Genomic DNA, 16,266 nt, shown 5'->3' with positions numbered 1-16,266 from the left:
CCCTTGCCTTCTAGAATTTGCCGTCGCTTCCGGGATGGGGCCATCGCCGCCCCGGTCTAGGTCCGGGAGGGGCTGGGTGGCTTTCCAATGTCGGAAGACACCGGCGCATTTAAGGTGCAAGCAAGCCAAAAGCAAGCGTGCGCTCCCGGCCGCGCAGCAGCAGCCCCGGCCACGCCGTGAATGAACGACGCTTGCACATATAAAAATATCTTTATATGCACCATTCATGCGGATCGAAACGATCATGCGGGCGCTCGGCGACCCGACCAGGCTGCGGATCATGCGGCTGCTCTCTGCCATGGAACTGGCGGTGGGCGAACTGGCGCAGGTGCTGGGCCAAAGCCAGCCGCGGGTGTCGCGTCATGTCGGCATCCTGTGCGATGCCGGTCTGGCGGAGCGGCACCGCGAGGGCAGCTGGGTGTTCCTGCGCAGCGCCATCGGCGAGGCGCGGCAGGACCCGGTCGGCGCTGCGGTGGCGCGTCTGCTGGCCACGGCCGAGGCCGAAGATCCCGGTTTTGCTGCCCTGTGCCAGGATGACCGGCACCAGCTGGCAGTGATCCGCGCCGCCCGCCAGCGCAGTGCCGAAGCCTATTTCGCCCGCCATGCCGAAGAATGGGACGAGCTTCGTCAGCTCCACAGCCCCGACAGCCTGGTTGAAGAGCGGCTGCTGACCTTGCTTGCCAGCGAACCGCTCGGGGCCATGCTCGACATCGGCACCGGGACCGGGCGCATGGCCGAGCTGTTTGCCGAGCAGGCTGACCGGATGGTGGCACTCGACAAGAGCCTCGACATGCTGCGGGTGGCGCGGGCCAAGTTGCAGCGGTTGCCGGCTGACACGGTCGAACTGGTCCAGGGTGACTTTGCTGCCCTGCCGTTCCCGGCGCAGAGCTTCGATACGGTCCTGCTGCATCAGGTTCTCCATTTCGCGCCCGATCCCTCGGCCGCGCTGACCGAGGCGGCGCGGGTGACCCGGCCCGGCGGGCGGATCGCGATCGTCGATTTTGCCGCGCACGAGCATGACGAACTGCGCGAGCGCCACGCCCATGCCCGGCTCGGCTTTACCGACGGAGCAATGGCTACCCTGCTTGGCGAGGCCGGGTTCGACGCCGCGCCGCCGGTCGCGCTGGACGGGGGCGAACTGGTGGTGAAGATCTGGCTGGGCCAGCGGCGCGGCGCCGCCGTGCCGGCGGGCAGGAAGGCCAGCGGAAATGGTGGGGCGGATAACCGATATGCTTGATCAGTCCAGTGAAGCGCGCACTGCGCACGATACCTCGCTCTTCTCCGGCCTGCCGGGGGACATTGCCGTTTCGTTCGAATTCTTCCCGCCCAAATCCGCGCGGATGGAAGAGCAACTCTGGGCCGCGCTGCAGGAGTTGCTGCCGCTGCATCCCCAGTTCGTCTCGGTCACCTACGGCGCGGGCGGGTCGACCCGCGAGCGGACCCACGCGACCGTGGCGCGGATCATCCGCGAAACCAGCGTCCCGGCAGCGGCGCACCTGACCTGCGTCGATGCCAGCAAGGCCGAAACCCGGGCCATTGCCGAACAGTACTGGGAAGCTGGCGTGCGACATATCGTGGCCCTGCGCGGCGATGCGGGCCAGCCCGGTGCGGCTTTCGTGCCCCATCCCGATGGCTATGCCAGTGCAGCAGAGCTCGTCGCAGGACTGAAAGAGGTGGCGGATTTCCGGATTTCCGTGGCCGCCTATCCCGAGACCCATCCCGATGCCGACTGCCCGCAAGCCGATCTCGACAACCTGAAGCGCAAGCTGGATGCCGGGGCGAGCCAGGCGATCAGCCAGTTCTTCTTTTCCGCTGACACCTTTTTCCGCTTCCGGGATGCGGCAGCGGCTGCGGGGATTACCGCGCCGATCCTGCCCGGTATCCTGCCGGTGACCAACGTGGCGCAAGCGCGAAAGTTTGCCGGGGCCTGCGGCGCGGCGATCCCGGAATGGATGGACGGGCTGTTCGAGGGGCTCGACGAACGGCCGGCCACGCGCCAGCTGGTCGCCGCCACGGTCGCCGCAGAGCTGTGCCGCCGCCTTTATGCGGGCGGCGTGCGCGACTTCCACTTCTACACCCTCAACCGCGCCGAGCTGGCCTATGCCATCTGCCACCTGCTCGGCCTGCGCCCGAAGGAAGCCAGCCAATGACCCCGCGCGAACAGTTCATGGCCGAAGCGGCCAGACGAATCCTGCTCAACGACGGCGGGTTCGGAACCGAGATCCAGGCCTTGCGCCTGACGGCAGAGGACTTTGCCGGCAACCTTGGCCTGTCGCACGACCAGAAGGGCAACAATGATATCCTTGCCCTGACCCGGCCCGATGTGCCCGAAGGCATCCACCGCGCCTATTTCGAAGCCGGGGCGGATATCGCCTCGGTCAACACCTTTTCGGCCAACCGGATCAGCCAGGCGGATTACGGCGCGGAGCACCTGGTGCGCGACATCAACCTGTCCAGCGCCGCCATCGCGCGCAAGGTGGCGGACGAGTTCGCTGCCCGCGACGGACGCCCGCGGTTCGTGGCCGGCTCGATCGGGCCGACCAACAAGACCCTGTCCTTGAGCCCTGACGTCAACGACCCAGGTTTCCGCGAGATCGACTGGGATTTCCTGGTCGATGTCTATCACGAACAGGCTGGCGCACTGATCGAGGGCGGTGCCGATTTCATCCTCGTCGAAACCGTGTTCGACACGCTCAACTGCAAGGCCGCGATCATGGCGGTGAAGCGGCTGGAGCGCGAACTGGGGCGCGACGTGCCGCTGATGCTGTCGATGACGCTGACCGACCTGTCGGGCCGCAACCTGTCGGGCCACACCGTCGAGGCGTTCTGGTATGCGGTGCGCCATGCAAAACCGCTCACGGTGGGGCTGAACTGCTCGTTCGGCGCGGCCCAGCTGCGGCCCCATGTGCGCTCCCTGAGCGAAATCGCGGAAGCCCTGATCATGGTCTATCCCAACGCCGGTCTGCCCAACGAGCTGGGTGCCTATGACGAGGAACCCGAGACGACCGCCTCGCTGGTGCGCGAATGGGCGGCCGCCGGGCAGGTCAACGTGCTCGGCGGCTGTTGTGGTTCGACGCCGGCCCACATCGCCGAAATGGCGCGCGCCGTGGCGGGCCTTCCCCCGCGCCAGCTGCCGCAGGTCGCCCCGGCGATGCGGCTGGCCGGGCTGGAACCGTTTACGTTGGCTGCCTGAAGCCCACTCCCCTTGAGGGGAGAGGGTTGGGAGAGGGGAAGTCTCTCGAAGTTTCAACAAATGGCCGATGGAGCGGACGCCCCCTCTCCCCGGCCCTCTCCCCTCCAGGGGAGAGGGAGATCATATGACTGATACCACCACTCCTTCCACTGCCCGGTTCGTCAACATCGGCGAGCGCACCAATGTGACTGGTTCTGCCCGGTTCAAGAAGCTGATCATGGCGGGCGACTATACCGCCGCGGTCGAGGTGGCACGCGAGCAGGTCGAAAACGGGGCGCAGGTGATCGACGTCAACATGGACGAAGGGCTGCTCGATGCGGTCCACGCCATGACCACCTTCCTCAAGCTGATCTCCGCCGAGCCCGATATCGCCCGCGTGCCGGTGATGGTCGACAGCTCCAAGTGGGCTGTGATCGAGGCGGGGCTGAAATGCGTATCAGGCAAGCCGATCGTCAATTCGATCAGCATGAAGGAAGGCGAGGCGCAGTTCCTGGAACAGGCGCGGCTGTGCATGGACTATGGCGCGGCAGTGGTGGTGATGGCGTTCGACGAGCAGGGCCAGGCCGATACCAAAGCACGCAAGGTCGAGATCTGCACCCGCGCCTATAACCTGCTCACCGGGATCGGCTTCCCGCCCGAGGATATCATCTTCGATCCCAACGTGTTCGCCGTCGCCACGGGGATCGAGGAGCATGACCGCTATGGCCTCGACTTCATCGAAGCGGTGAAGGAAATCAAGGCCGCCTGTCCCCATGCGAAAACCAGTGGCGGGCTCTCCAACCTCTCGTTCAGTTTTCGCGGCAACGAGACCGTGCGCCGGGCGATGCATTCGGTGTTCCTGTATCACGCGATCCCCGCCGGGCTCGACATGGCGATCGTCAACGCCGGCCAGCTCGATGTCTATGACCAGATCGACCCGGTGCTGCGTGAGGCGTGCGAGGATGTGATCCTGATGCGCAGGCCGGATTCGACCGAGCGCCTGATTGCCCTGGCCGAGAGCTACAAGGGCACCGACGTCAAGGCCGAGAAGGAAGCCGAGGAGTGGCGCAGCTGGCCGGTGGCGCGGCGGATCGAGCACGCCCTGGTCAAGGGCATCGATGCCCACGTGGTCGATGATACCGAGGAAGCGCGCCAGCTTTTCGCCCGCCCGATCGAGGTGATCGAAGGCCCGCTGATGGACGGGATGAACGTCGTCGGTAACCTGTTCGGCAGCGGCAAGATGTTCCTGCCGCAGGTGGTCAAATCGGCCCGCGTGATGAAGAAGGCGGTCGCCCACCTGATCCCGTTCATCGAAGCGGAGAAGGAGGCCAGCGGCCTTGCGGACCAGTCCAAGGGCCGGATCATCATGGCTACGGTCAAAGGCGATGTGCACGATATCGGCAAGAACATCGTCGGCGTCGTCCTCCAGTGCAACGGCTACGAGGTGTTCGACCTGGGCGTGATGGTGCCCTGGTCGCGCATTCTCGAGGCTGCCGCCGAACATCAGGCGGACATGATCGGCCTCTCCGGTCTGATCACGCCCTCGCTCGACGAGATGGTGACGGTGGCGGAGGAAATGCAGCGTGCCGGGCTGACCATGCCGCTGCTGATCGGCGGGGCCACCACCAGCAAGGTTCACACCGCGCTGCGGATCGATCCGGCTTACGACGGGCCCGTGATCCACGTGCTGGATGCCAGCCGCGCGGTCGGGGTGGCAAGCCGCCTCCTGTCCGATACGCAACGTGATGAATTCGTCATCGGCACCGCTGATGAATATCAGCACATCCGCGATGCCCGTTCAGGCAAGGCGCAGAGCGTGCTGCTGACGCTGGAGGAAGCCCGCGCCAATTTCTACGATGCCTTCCTCAGCGACAAGCCTGCGCCGCCACTGAAGCCCGGTGTCCATGTGTTCGACGAATGGGACCTGGCGGACCTGCGCCAGGTGATCGACTGGACCCCGTTCTTCCGCGCCTGGGAACTGCATGGCAATTACCCGGCGATCCTGACCGACGAGGTGGTCGGCGAAACCGCGACCCAGCTGTTTGCCGATGCCAACGCCATGCTCGACCGGATCATCGGCGAAAAGTGGCTGACCGCGCGCGGCGTGTGCGGGTTCTGGCCCTGCGCACGGGATGGCGACGATGTGACGCTGCACCTGGCCGAGGAAGAGCGCCACGTCACGCTTCCGTTCCTGCGCCAGCAGGTGAAGAAAAGCCGCGAGAGGGCCAACATGTGCCTGGCCGACTTCATCGACCCGGCGGGCGACTGGATCGGCGGCTTCGCGGTGGGCATCCACGGGCTGGACCCCTATTCGGAAGGCTTCCGGGCCGACAAGGACGATTACTCCGACATCCTGCTGAAGGCGCTGGCCGACCGGTTTGCCGAAGCCTTTGCCGAACGGCTGCACCAGCATGTCCGCACCGACCTGTGGGGCTATGCCCCGGGCGAGCAGCTGACCAACGAGGCGCTGATCAAGGAAGAGTACCGCGGCATTCGCCCGGCGCCGGGCTACCCCGCCTGCCCCGACCATAGCCTGAAGCCGATCCTGTTCGACCTGCTTGATGCGCCGGCCAATGCCGGGCTGACCCTGACCGAGAACTTCGCCATGTGGCCCACTGCTGCAGTGAGCGGCTTCTACTTCGGCCATCCGGAAAGCCAGTATTTCGGCGTGGCCCGCATCGGCCGTGACCAGGTGGAAGACTATGCCCGCCGCCGGGGGGTGAGTGTGGAACAGGCCGAACGCTGGCTGCGGCCCAATCTCGATTGATTGCGCGCCGGTTCGCGGCAATGATGCGAACCATGCTGCGCCGCCTTCTCGCCGCCTTTGCGCTGTCCGTCCCGCTAACTCCGGCCACGGCAGGCTCGCCTCCGCCGGCAAGCGTTGTGGTGGCGTTTGACCGCGAATCTGTCCGCCCGCTGATCGTCGAGGGGCAGGCGAACAGGGAAACCGGCCGCGCGGTGGAAGCCAACGACCCGGTGCGGATTGCCTCGATCTCCAAGCTGATCATGGCGCTCACCGCCCTCAGGCTGATGGACGAGGGCAAAGTCGATCTGAGCCGGGACGTGTCGGATTACCTCGGGTGGAGCCTGCGCTCTCCCCATCACCCGCAAGCGCCGGTGTCGATCGCACACCTGCTATCGCACCGCGCAGGACTGTCGGACAAGGCGGGTTACGTCATCCCGCTGGGCGAGAGCCTTGGAGCCAGGCTCGCCGACCCCGCCGCATGGCGTGACACCGGCCCGCCGGGTGAGGCGGCGTTCGAATATGCCAACCTGGGTTCGCCGCTGGTGGCCACGGCGCTCGAAGCGGCGAGCGGCGAGCGGTATGACCGGCTGGTCGAACGGCTGGTGTTTGCTCCGCTGGGGGTGAAGGCCTGCCTCAACTGGCTGGGCTGCGACGCCGGGATGCAGGATCGCGCGGTGACGCTCTACCGCCACACCGGCGAGATCGCGCGCGACGATCCGGCCGACCTCCCGCCCAATTGCACGATCCCGGTGGCCGACGGGGTAGCATGCAATCTCGATACCTACGTTCCCGGCACCAACGCCTCTGTCTTCTCGCCGCAGGGCGGGGTGCGGATCGGGATGATGGACCTGGCGAAGATCGGGCAGGCGCTGCTCTGGATGGAGCACAATGAATTCCTGTCCGACAACGCGATGCGGCTCTGGCTCGGTGCGTTGATCGAGGCGGCGAACCGACAGGCTCCGGCCGACGCGGCGCCGACCTTCTGTGCCTACGGGCTCGGAGCCTACACGCTGACGGGCGAGGGGCCTTGTTCGGACGACCTGTTCATGGATGGGCGTGAACGCATCGGGCACGGGGGCGAGGCCTATGGCCTGCGCTCGGGCCTGTGGTTCACGCTCGAGGCGGAGCAGGGCTTTGCCTATTTCATCACCGAGATCGCGCCCCCGCCGGGCGGCGAGGACACCGGAGGCAGTGACCCGCGCGAAGTAGAATTGCTGGCGCGGGCGTTGAAGTTGGCGAGCGACCAATAATCCCGTTCGATGCGAACGGAATGGGGGTTCCTGCCTAAACTTCCGCCTTCACCCGATCACCCAGCTTCTTCAGCAGCGGCGCGGCAATCGGCGTCGTCAGCATCGTGCTGGCCACCGCCATCAGCAGTAGCGCGGTGAAGGTGGTGGGCGTGATGACCTGCTTGTCGAGCAGGATGTTCGCAAAGATGATCATGATCAGCGCCTTGGTCTGGAGCAGCCAGCCGATCAGGCTCGCCTCGGTGCGGCTCCACCCCAGCATCCGCCCGGCGATGTGGACGCCCAGCAGTTTGCCGCCTACCGCCGCCACCAGCAGCAGGGCCGCTGCGCCGAAGACCGCCAGTCCGCCGCCTTCCCACTGGGTGCGCAGCCCGGTCGAAAGGAAAAACACCGGCATCACCGTGAGCAGCACCACGCCGCGGAACCGGTCCATCGCATCGTGCCCGAACCATTTGGCGTCCAGCACCACGCCCGCCAGAAATGCACCGACCATGTAGTGCAGGCCCGACCAGTCTCCCGCCAAACCGCACAGCGCCAGCCAGATCAGGCCCACTGGCCAGCGGTCCGCCTCGCTGAGCCGCGCCATCAGCCACCGGACTGCAAGGGCGGCCAGGGTAAAGCCGACGAGGAACACCGCCTGCCGGCCGATCCGCTCCCAATCGAGCAGGATCAGCGCCAGCACGCCCCAGATGGCGATATCGTCAAGGCTGGCATAGCGCAGGATGCGCTGGCCGATCGCCTCGCGCAGGATGCCGAGTTTCTCCATCAGCAGCACCAGAATGGGCAGCGCCGTCACTGCGCAGGCCATGCCGATGCCGAGCAGCGCCTGCCAGTATTCGCCCTGCGCGCCGCGCCAGCCCGGAAATTGCAGGATTACCGCCGCCGCCGCCGTGCCCGCCAGCAAGGGCATTCCCAGCGCAAGGCCCGCCGTCAGACCGGTCTCGCGCCGGTGCTTCCACGCCTGGCTGAGGTCGAGCTCGATCCCGGCGATCCACACGAACAGCATTACCGCCCACCACGCCACCCCGTTGAGGGCGATGATGACGTCTGGCTGGAACACGAAGGCGTAATAATCGGGAAAGGCCGCGCCGAGGACGCCCGGGCCGAGCAGGATCCCGCCGACAATCTGCACCACCACCAGCGGGGCCCAGTAATCGGTGCGGAACACGCGCCACACCAGCCACGGTACGGTGAAGATGATCAGCAGCGCAATCAGGTAGATTTCGGTGAGATTCACGGACGGCCCCTGTTTGTCGCGGCCCTGCCTTTAGCGGCATGGCTGTCACCCGCAAACGCGATTGTTGTGAAAGGCGGCCGGTGGCGATTGACGCCCCGCCGCGAATCGCGCAGGGCGAATGGGTCTTCTGCACGGGAAGTGATTCCCGTGCGGGCGGACGAGCGGGAGAGCCCGTTGTCCTTTCGGGGGCGCGGCGCCGAAGGAGCAACCGCCCCGGAAACTCTCAGGCCAACGGACCGCTCGCCTGTCTGACACTCTGGAAAGCGTCGCAGCCCTTGCGGGCGGCGACCACCGAAGGGGTAAGCCCGCGCATGTCTGCGCCGGGCCAGTCTCTCAGGTTTCCCGACAGAGGGGGCATGGAGAAGGTCGCATCGCTCCGGTGTGCGCCATGCCGTCGGGATTTTTGATGAGCGATAACCAAGACTTCGTCGAACCGGAAACCGGCACCCTGCCGCTCGATGCCTGGCATCGGGCGCAAGGCGCGCGGATGGTACCCTTCGCGGGCTACTGGATGCCGATCCAGTATGAGGGCATCGTGTCGGAACACGAATGGACCCGCACCAACGCGGGACTGTTCGATGTCAGCCACATGGGCCAGCTGATCCTGTCAGGGCCGGGCCTTGACGAAGCGGTCGAAGCGGTGCTGCCGATTGACCTTTCCACCCTGAAGCTGGGGCAGCAACGCTATTCGCTGCTGCTGGACGAGGAGGGCGGGGTGCTGGATGACCTGATGGTCTCGCGCTGGCCCGACAGCCTCTATCTGGTCGTCAACGGGGCGACCAAGTGGGACGATATCGGCACCCTGCGCGAAGCGCTGCCAGATGACATCACCCTCAACCATCTCGACGAGCAGGCGCTGCTGGCGCTTCAGGGCCCCAAGGCAGCCGATGCCCTGGCGCGGCACGCCACCGGCGAATACCCGCTGTCTGCACTGACTTTCATGAAGTTCGGGCGCTTCACCCTGGCGGGCCATGAGGTGACCATTGCGCGCGCGGGCTATACCGGCGAGGACGGGTTCGAAATCTCGCTCCCCGCCAGCGCCGCCGAAGAAGCCGCCACGCTGCTGTGCGGCGAACCAGAGGTGAAGCCGATCGGCCTTGGCGCACGCGACAGCCTGCGTCTGGAGGCGGGCCTGCCGCTCTATGGGCACGACCTGTCGCCCGATACCAGCCCGATCGAGGCGGGCCTCGTGTTCGGGATCAACAAGCGCCGCCGCACGGATGGCGGCTATCCGGGCGCGGAACGGATCAACCGCGAGATCGTGGAAGGGACGGCGCGCAAGTGGGTCGGCCTCAAGCTCGACGGCCGTTTGCCCGCGCGTGAAGGCGCGGAGGTGTTCGCGGGGTCCGCGAAGGTCGGGACCGTCACCAGCGGCGGCTTTTCGCCCACGCTCGGCCAGCCCATCGCCATGGCCTATGTCGTTTCCGCGCATGCCGATGAAGGCACCGCGCTGGAGATCGAAGTCAGAAACAAGCGCCTCGCCGCCGTGGTGGCAGCGACGCCGTTCGTACCCCACCGCTACTATCGAGGGAGCAAGTAGTCATGGCCCGTTACTTCACCGATGAACACGAATGGATCGACCTCGAAGGCGATCTCGCCACCGTCGGCATCACCGATTACGCGCAGGGGCAGCTGGGCGATATCGTGTTCGTCGAACTGCCCGAAGTCGGCACCGTGATCGAGAAGGGCAAGGACGCTGCCGTGGTGGAAAGCGTCAAGGCGGCGAGCGACGTCTATGCCCCGATCAGCGGGGAAGTGATGGAAGCCAATTCCGCGCTGGAAGACGATCCGGCGCTGGTCAACACCTCGCCGGAAGAAGACGGCTGGTTCTTCAAGATGACCGTGGCCGACAAGGCCGAGCTCGACGGGCTGATGGATGCAGCCGCCTACAAGAGCTTCTGCGACAGCCTGTAACGCCTGAGTCCCCGCGAAGGCGGGGACCTCATGCCCGAGGCAGTCCCCGAGGCAGTCCTTTTCCGACTGAGGCCCCCGCCTTCGCTGGGGATCACGAAAGTAGAGAATGATGCGCTACCTTCCCCTGACCGATACCGACCGCAGCGCCATGCTGGCCAGGGTCGGCGCTGCCACCATTGATGACCTGTTCGTCGACGTGCCCGAAGCGGCGCGGCTGGACGGGCCGATCAGGGGCTTGCCGATGCACGCCAGCGAGATGGCGGTGGAGCGGCACATGACCCGGCTGGCGGCCAAGAACATGGCGGCGGGCAGCGTGCCGTTCTTCCTCGGCGCAGGGGCCTATCGCCACCACGTGCCGGCCACGGTTGACCATATCATCCAGCGCGGCGAGTTCCTGACCGCCTACACGCCCTACCAGCCGGAAATCGCCCAGGGCACGCTGCAGATGTTGTTCGAGTTCCAGACCCAGGTCGCGCGGCTCTATGGCTGCGCGGTGGCCAATGCCTCGATGTACGATGGGTCCACCGCCTGCTGGGAAGCGGTTTCGATGGCGGCGCGGATCACCCGGCGCAAGCGCGTGGTCCTGTCGGGCGCGCTCCACCCGCACTATGCCGAAGTGGTGCGGACGATGGCCAAGTTCACCGAAGACGAGATCGCCGACGCCCTGCCGACGGTGCAACCGGAGCCGGACCATGCCGGGCTGATCGGCCGGATCGACGAGACCACCAGCTGCGTAGTGGTGCAGTATCCCGACATCCTCGGCCGCATTTCCAACCTCGCCGAAATCGCCGAGGCCGCCCACGCCCGGGGCGCGCTGCTGATCGTGGTCAACACCGAGCCGGTTGCGCTGGGGGCGATCCAGTCGCCGGGTGAGCTGGGTGCCGACATCGTGGTGGGCGAGGGGCAGTCGCTCGGCGTCGGCCTGCAGTTCGGCGGGCCCTACCTCGGCCTGTTTGCGGTGCGCGATCCCAAGCATGTGCGCCAGATGCCCGGGCGGCTGTGCGGCGAGACTGTCGATGCGACCGGCAAGCGCGGTTTCGTGCTGACGCTGTCCACCCGCGAACAGCATATCCGGCGGGAGAAAGCGACCAGCAACATCTGCACCAATTCGGGCCTGTGCGCGCTGGCGTTCTCGGTCCACATGACCTTGCTGGGCGAGGCGGGGCTGCGCCAGCTTGCTGCGCTTAACCATGCCCGCGCCTGCCATGCCGCGGACCGGCTGGCGCAGGTGCCGGGCGTGACCCTGGTCAACCAGACCTTCTTCAACGAATTCACCCTCAAGGTCGGGCGCAACGGGCGTGAGCTGGTCCGCGAGCTGGCCGATCGCGGCATCCTGGCGGGCGTCTCGCTGGCCCGGCTCTATCCCGGCGTCGCCAACCTGGACGACGGCCTCCTGGTCGCCGTAACCGAAACCACCACCCCGGAGGACATCGAGACGCTGGCCTCCGCGCTTGAGGAGCTGCTGGCATGAACGCGCCTAATGCATCCGGCTGGAAGCCCGAAATGACCCCGGACGATGGCGGTGCACCCGCCACCTCCACCGGCAACCGCGCACTGATGCTGGAAGAGCCGCTGATCTTCGAGATCGGCCAGGCCGAGACCACCGGGGTCGATTTCCCGGCCTTCGATCCGCCCGCCACCAGCCGGCTTGGCGGGCTCGGTCGGACCAGCCCGATTGGCCTGGTCGGGCTGAGCGAGCCGCAAACGGTGCGCCACTACACCCGCCTCAGCCGCCAGAATTATGCCATCGACCTCGGCCTGTTCCCGCTCGGCAGCTGCACGATGAAGCACAACCCGCGCCTCAACGAGAAAATGGCGCGGCTGCCCGGGTTCGCCGACATCCACCCGATGCAGCCCGCCTCCACCGTGCAGGGCGCGCTGGAGGTGATGAACGAGCTCGCCCACTGGCTGATCGAGCTTACGGGAATGCACGGCGTGGCGATGAGCCCCAAGGCGGGCGCGCATGGCGAGCTGTGCGGCATCCTGTGCATCCGCGCTGCGCTGGAAGCGCGCGGCGATGCGCGCGAGGTGGTGCTGGTGCCGGAAAGCGCCCATGGCACCAACCCCGCGACCGCCGCCTTTGCCGGCTACCGGGTGGAAGACATTCCGGCGACGCCCGAAGGCCGGGTCGATGTCGCGGCGCTGAAAGCCCGCCTCGGGCCGGATGTGGCGGCGGTGATGATCACCAACCCCAACACCTGCGGGCTGTTCGAGCGGGATTTCCGCGAGATCGCCGATGCGGTCCATGCCGCCGGCGGGTTCGTCTATTGCGACGGGGCCAACTTCAACGCCATCGTCGGCAAGGTCCGCCCGGGCGACCTGGGCGTCGATGCCATGCACATCAACCTGCACAAGACCTTCTCCACCCCGCACGGTGGCGGCGGCCCCGGCTCCGGCCCGGTCGTGCTGAGCGAGGCGCTGAGCCCGTTCGGCCCGCTGCCGTTTACCGCCCGCACCGCCGATGGCGTGGTCCATCTGGTGGAGGAGGACAACGCCGCCGAGTATGATCATGTCCAGGCGTTCGGGCGGATGACCGCCTTCCACGGCCAGATGGGCATGTTCACCCGTGCGCTGACCTATATCCTCAGCCACGGGGCGGACGGGCTGAAACAGGTGGCGGAAGACGCCGTGCTCAACGCCAATTACGTGCTGCGCAGCCTGGAGGACCTGCTCGAGGCACCCTTCGCCGCCAGCGGGCCGTGCATGCACGAGGCGCTGTTCAGCGACAACGGCCTGCCCGACGGCCTGTCCACCCTCGACATCGCCAAGGGCCTGATTGACGAAGGCTATCACCCGATGACGGTCTATTTTCCGCTGGTGGTTCATGGCGCAATGCTGGTCGAGCCGACCGAGACCGAGAGCAAGGCCAGCCTCGATCAGTTCATCGGCGCGTTCCGGCATGTGGCAGAGCGGGCACGGGCGGGCGATATGGCGCTGAAGCAGGCGCCGGTCTACGCCCCGCGGCGGCGGCTGGACGAGACCCAGGCAGCCCGCAAGCCGGTACTGGCATGGCAGGACCGGGGGGACTGACCCGGCAGCAACAGCTGGGCCAATAGCCCTTTGCCCTTGCTTGTAGGCGGTGCTTTCCGCAAGGTCCGGCCAGCGGGAAAAAATAACGACGGGTCGCGCAGCAACCGCTGGGAGAGCGGATATTGAGCGACGAGCGCACACCGAATTTCATCGTCCGTGGCTGGCGCAATGTGCGCGAGGCCGGGCCGCGTCGTCTGGCGCTCACCGGCGTGCTGGTGCTGGTGGCACTGGCCATCGCCCGGTTCGGCTGGGTGATCCCCGGGGTGGCCGATGCCGAGCGGGCGATGTACGATTCGCGCAGCTACGTCGAGGCGGATCGCAACGATGTGCCGCAGGACAACCGGGTGGTGATGGTCGTCTTCACCGATCAGACCTTGATCAATGCGGGCAAGCGGTCGCCGCTGGATCGGGGCATTATCGCGCGGGCGCTCCAGTCGCTTGACGGGATGGGCGCCAAGGCCATCGGGATCGATATCCTGTTCGACCAGCCCCAGGCCGAGGACGAGGAGCTGATCGCGACCTTGCGCGCGATGCAGACCCCGGTGGTGGTGGGATATGTCGATACGGCCACCAACGAAGACAATATCAAGTACGAGCAGGAGCAGTATCTCAAGGCCTTCCTGGCGCAGCTGGAAGGCAGCAGGGCCGTGCCCGGCAGTGTGAAATTGAGCGATTCCTTCGGCGTCACCCGCCTTTGGCCGGAGCAGGTGGCGGGCCAGCCCGACCTGCTTGGCCGGGCCATGCTCAAGGCTGCGGGCGAGGGCGCGCGGACTTTGCCGGGCTACCAGGGCGCGGTGCGCTACCGCCTGCCGGAAGACCCCTCCCGTCCGGTGTTCACCTATCTGCCGATCGACACTTTCTCCGATCCTGAACTCACCGCCATTCCCGAACTGTCGGCGGCCCTCGCCGAGCAGGTGGAGGGTCGGTATGTCCTGATCGGCGGCGATATCGTGGACGTTGATCGCCTGACGACGCCCCTGACCCAGGCCATGGGCACCAGCCTGCCCCCGGGGATCGAGTTTCATGCCACCAGCATTGCCCAGATGCTCGATGGCAAGGCCTTGCCCAGGCCAATGCCCCTGGTCTTGTGGGTTCTTTCGGCGCTGGTGGTGGTCATGGCGGTCCTGACCGGTCTGCTCGAATGGGGTAACTGGCGGATTTACCTGCTCCTGGCGGTCCAGTTCGTGGTCATGCTGGGGGTGCCGTTCGTGATGCAGTTCCAGCAAACCGATACCTATGGCGTGCCGGCGGTCGGCTGGCTGCTCGGCTGGATTGCCGCCTTCATGGCGGTAACTTCGGCGGCGCGTGCGTCAGGCGCGGTGCAGCGCAATTTCGCGCAAGGGGCGCTGGGCAAGTACCTGCCGCGCGAAATGGCGCAGGAAATCATCGACAACCCCAAGCTGCTGGCTCTGCATGGGGAGAAGAAGCAGATCTTCGTGCTCTTTTCCGATCTGGAAGGGTTCACCAAGATGAGCCACGCAGTCGAGCCGGAAATGGTCGCGCTGCTGATCAACCGCTATCTTGAAATGCTCAGCCAGGTGGTGCTCGATCACGGCGGGGTGATTGACAAGTTCATCGGCGATGCGGTGGTGGCGTTCTGGGGCGCGCCGATCGCCAGGCCCGACGATGGAGAGCGTGCGGCCCGCTGCGGCTATGCAATGTGGCAGGCAGGCGAAGCCTTTCGGGCCGAAGTGGCGGCAATGGACCCGAACCTGCCGAAAATCGGCAAGACCCGGGTGGGGCTGCATTTCGGCGAGGCGGTGGTCGGGAACTTCGGCGGGGACAACCGCATCCAGTACACCGCGCTGGGCGATTCGATGAATACGGCGGCCCGGCTCGAGTCCGCCAACAAGCCGCTCCAGTCGAGCGTGATGGCGAGCCGCGAGTTCGTGGAGAAAAGTTCCTTGGACTGGTGGCGCCCGATGGGTACAGTGATTCTGCGCGGGCGGGCAAAGCCGGTCGATCTGTTCGAACCGGCCCCCGATTTTCCGGATGAGGATCGCAAAGCCTTGATCCAGGCTTCGATCCTGATGGATCACGACCGCCCGCAGGCGGAACAGGTGATAGCCGGGGTCGTGGCGCGCCATCCGCAGGACAAGGCTTTGGCAAATCTGCTTGATAGGGTACAGGATACCCGAGGAGGGAGCGCATATGTTCTCGGTTAGGACGTTTACCATCGGCATGGCTCTGGCGGGCGCAGGACTGGCCGGCGCGGCGCAGGCTGGCGTGGTGGTTTCCTCGAGCGGCCCGTCGGCCGCGCAGTTTCCGGCAGGCAAGAAGCTGGATGACAATTCCTCCATTACCTTGCGTGCCGGCGATACGGTGACCGTGCTGACCGGTGGAGGCACCCGCGTGATCAAGGGTGCCGGCGTGCACCGCGTTGCGGCCACCGGCGAAAGCAAACGATCGACCTTTGCCGTGCTCACCCGCCAGCGCTCTGCCCAACGGGTGCGGACCGGGGCCGTGCGCGGCACCGGCACGCCGGCAGCGGCCGAGCGCAGCCCGAACCTGTGGTATGTCGACGTGTCGCGCTCCGGCGCGATGTGCATCGCCAGTCCCGATGCGGTCCGCCTGTGGCGGCCGGGCGGTGAACTGCCCGCGACCTTCACGGTGGGCAGTTCTGCCGGAGCGGCAGCGGTCGAGGTGGCCTTCGCAGAAAATACGCGGGACATCGCGTGGGACGGGGCGCAGTTGCCGCTGGCCGATGGCAGCACCTACACGATTGTACCAACGCAGGGCGGCACGACCAGCGAAATCCGGTTCGTGATGCTTGACGCCGTGCCGGAAGAGCCCGAAGACTTGGCAGCCACCCTGATCGACAAGGGGTGCACCAACCAGCTGGAGCTGCTGACTGCGGCGCTGAGCTGAAACTACCTGCCCGGCAGTCACGCCGGACCGGGTCGCACTGCGGACTACCCCA

General features: G+C 66.3%; 12 protein-coding genes and 1 riboswitch. Of the genes, 11 read left to right on the top strand and 1 reads right to left on the bottom strand.

From position 1 onward, the window contains the following. Positions 1-226 precede the first annotated feature (226 nt). The 5 genes from U4960_RS15745 (at position 227) to U4960_RS15725 (ending at position 7,168) form a co-directional block, all read left to right on the top strand. Positions 227-1,237 carry an ArsR/SmtB family transcription factor gene (locus tag U4960_RS15745; protein WP_324261551.1) on the top strand — a complete coding sequence of 337 codons (1,011 nt, stop codon included), beginning with the start codon at positions 227-229 and terminating at the stop codon, positions 1,235-1,237. Then, positions 1,230-2,150 (top strand): methylenetetrahydrofolate reductase [NAD(P)H], encoded by a 921-nt coding sequence (gene metF, locus U4960_RS15740; RefSeq protein WP_324261550.1) that lies wholly within the window; start codon positions 1,230-1,232, stop codon positions 2,148-2,150. Before U4960_RS15745 ends, metF begins: the two co-directional genes overlap by 8 nt. Continuing rightward, on the top strand, positions 2,147-3,193 hold the full coding sequence (locus U4960_RS15735; RefSeq protein WP_324261549.1) for a homocysteine S-methyltransferase family protein: 1,047 nt from the start codon (positions 2,147-2,149) through the stop codon (positions 3,191-3,193). The genes metF and U4960_RS15735 overlap by 4 nt, the downstream gene beginning before the upstream one ends. Positions 3,194-3,317: 124 nt before the next feature. Further along, positions 3,318-5,939 carry a methionine synthase gene (gene metH, locus U4960_RS15730; protein ID WP_324261548.1) on the top strand — a complete coding sequence of 874 codons (2,622 nt, stop codon included), beginning with the start codon at positions 3,318-3,320 and terminating at the stop codon, positions 5,937-5,939. A 32-nt stretch (positions 5,940-5,971) separates the two neighbouring features. Continuing rightward, entirely contained in the window at positions 5,972-7,168 is a 1,197-nt protein-coding gene (locus U4960_RS15725; RefSeq protein ID WP_324261547.1) for a serine hydrolase domain-containing protein, read from the top strand. Positions 7,169-7,202: 34 nt separating this feature from the next. Here the strand turns inward: U4960_RS15725 and U4960_RS15720 are convergent, their stop codons facing one another. After that, positions 7,203-8,402 carry a cation:proton antiporter gene (locus U4960_RS15720; RefSeq protein ID WP_324261546.1) on the bottom strand — a complete coding sequence of 400 codons (1,200 nt, stop codon included), beginning with the start codon at positions 8,400-8,402 and terminating at the stop codon, positions 7,203-7,205. Between the two features lie 152 nt (positions 8,403-8,554). Continuing rightward, positions 8,555-8,651: riboswitch (glycine riboswitch) on the top strand. Positions 8,652-8,808: 157 nt separating this feature from the next. On the opposite strand from U4960_RS15720, the gene gcvT reads away from it, so the two are divergent. The 6 genes from gcvT to U4960_RS15690 all read left to right on the top strand — a co-directional run bounded on the left by gcvT (position 8,809) and on the right by U4960_RS15690 (position 16,214). Next, positions 8,809-9,942, top strand: a complete 1,134-nt coding sequence (gcvT, locus tag U4960_RS15715; RefSeq protein ID WP_324261545.1) for a glycine cleavage system aminomethyltransferase GcvT — start codon at positions 8,809-8,811, stop codon at positions 9,940-9,942. Positions 9,943-9,944: 2 nt separating this feature from the next. Further along, entirely contained in the window at positions 9,945-10,316 is a 372-nt protein-coding gene (gene gcvH, locus U4960_RS15710) for a glycine cleavage system protein GcvH (RefSeq protein WP_324261544.1), read from the top strand. A gap of 109 nt (positions 10,317-10,425) precedes the next feature. Then, entirely contained in the window at positions 10,426-11,787 is a 1,362-nt protein-coding gene (gcvPA, locus tag U4960_RS15705; protein ID WP_324263134.1) for an aminomethyl-transferring glycine dehydrogenase subunit GcvPA, read from the top strand. Continuing rightward, positions 11,784-13,346, top strand: coding sequence for an aminomethyl-transferring glycine dehydrogenase subunit GcvPB (gene gcvPB / locus U4960_RS15700; RefSeq protein WP_324261543.1), 1,563 nt, complete (start codon positions 11,784-11,786; stop codon positions 13,344-13,346). The genes gcvPA and gcvPB overlap by 4 nt, the downstream gene beginning before the upstream one ends. A 122-nt stretch (positions 13,347-13,468) precedes the next feature. Then, on the top strand, positions 13,469-15,511 hold the full coding sequence (locus U4960_RS15695) for an adenylate/guanylate cyclase domain-containing protein (RefSeq protein WP_324261542.1): 2,043 nt from the start codon (positions 13,469-13,471) through the stop codon (positions 15,509-15,511). After that, positions 15,498-16,214 (top strand): hypothetical protein, encoded by a 717-nt coding sequence (locus tag U4960_RS15690; protein WP_324261541.1) that lies wholly within the window; start codon positions 15,498-15,500, stop codon positions 16,212-16,214. The genes U4960_RS15695 and U4960_RS15690 overlap by 14 nt, the downstream gene beginning before the upstream one ends. Positions 16,215-16,266: the final 52 nt, after the last annotated feature.

This window comes from Altererythrobacter sp. H2, assembly GCF_035319885.1.
GTDB lineage: Bacteria > Pseudomonadota > Alphaproteobacteria > Sphingomonadales > Sphingomonadaceae > 34-65-8.
The sequence above is the reverse complement of the archived record's forward strand: the minus strand, read 5'-3'. Positions and strand labels throughout refer to the sequence as shown.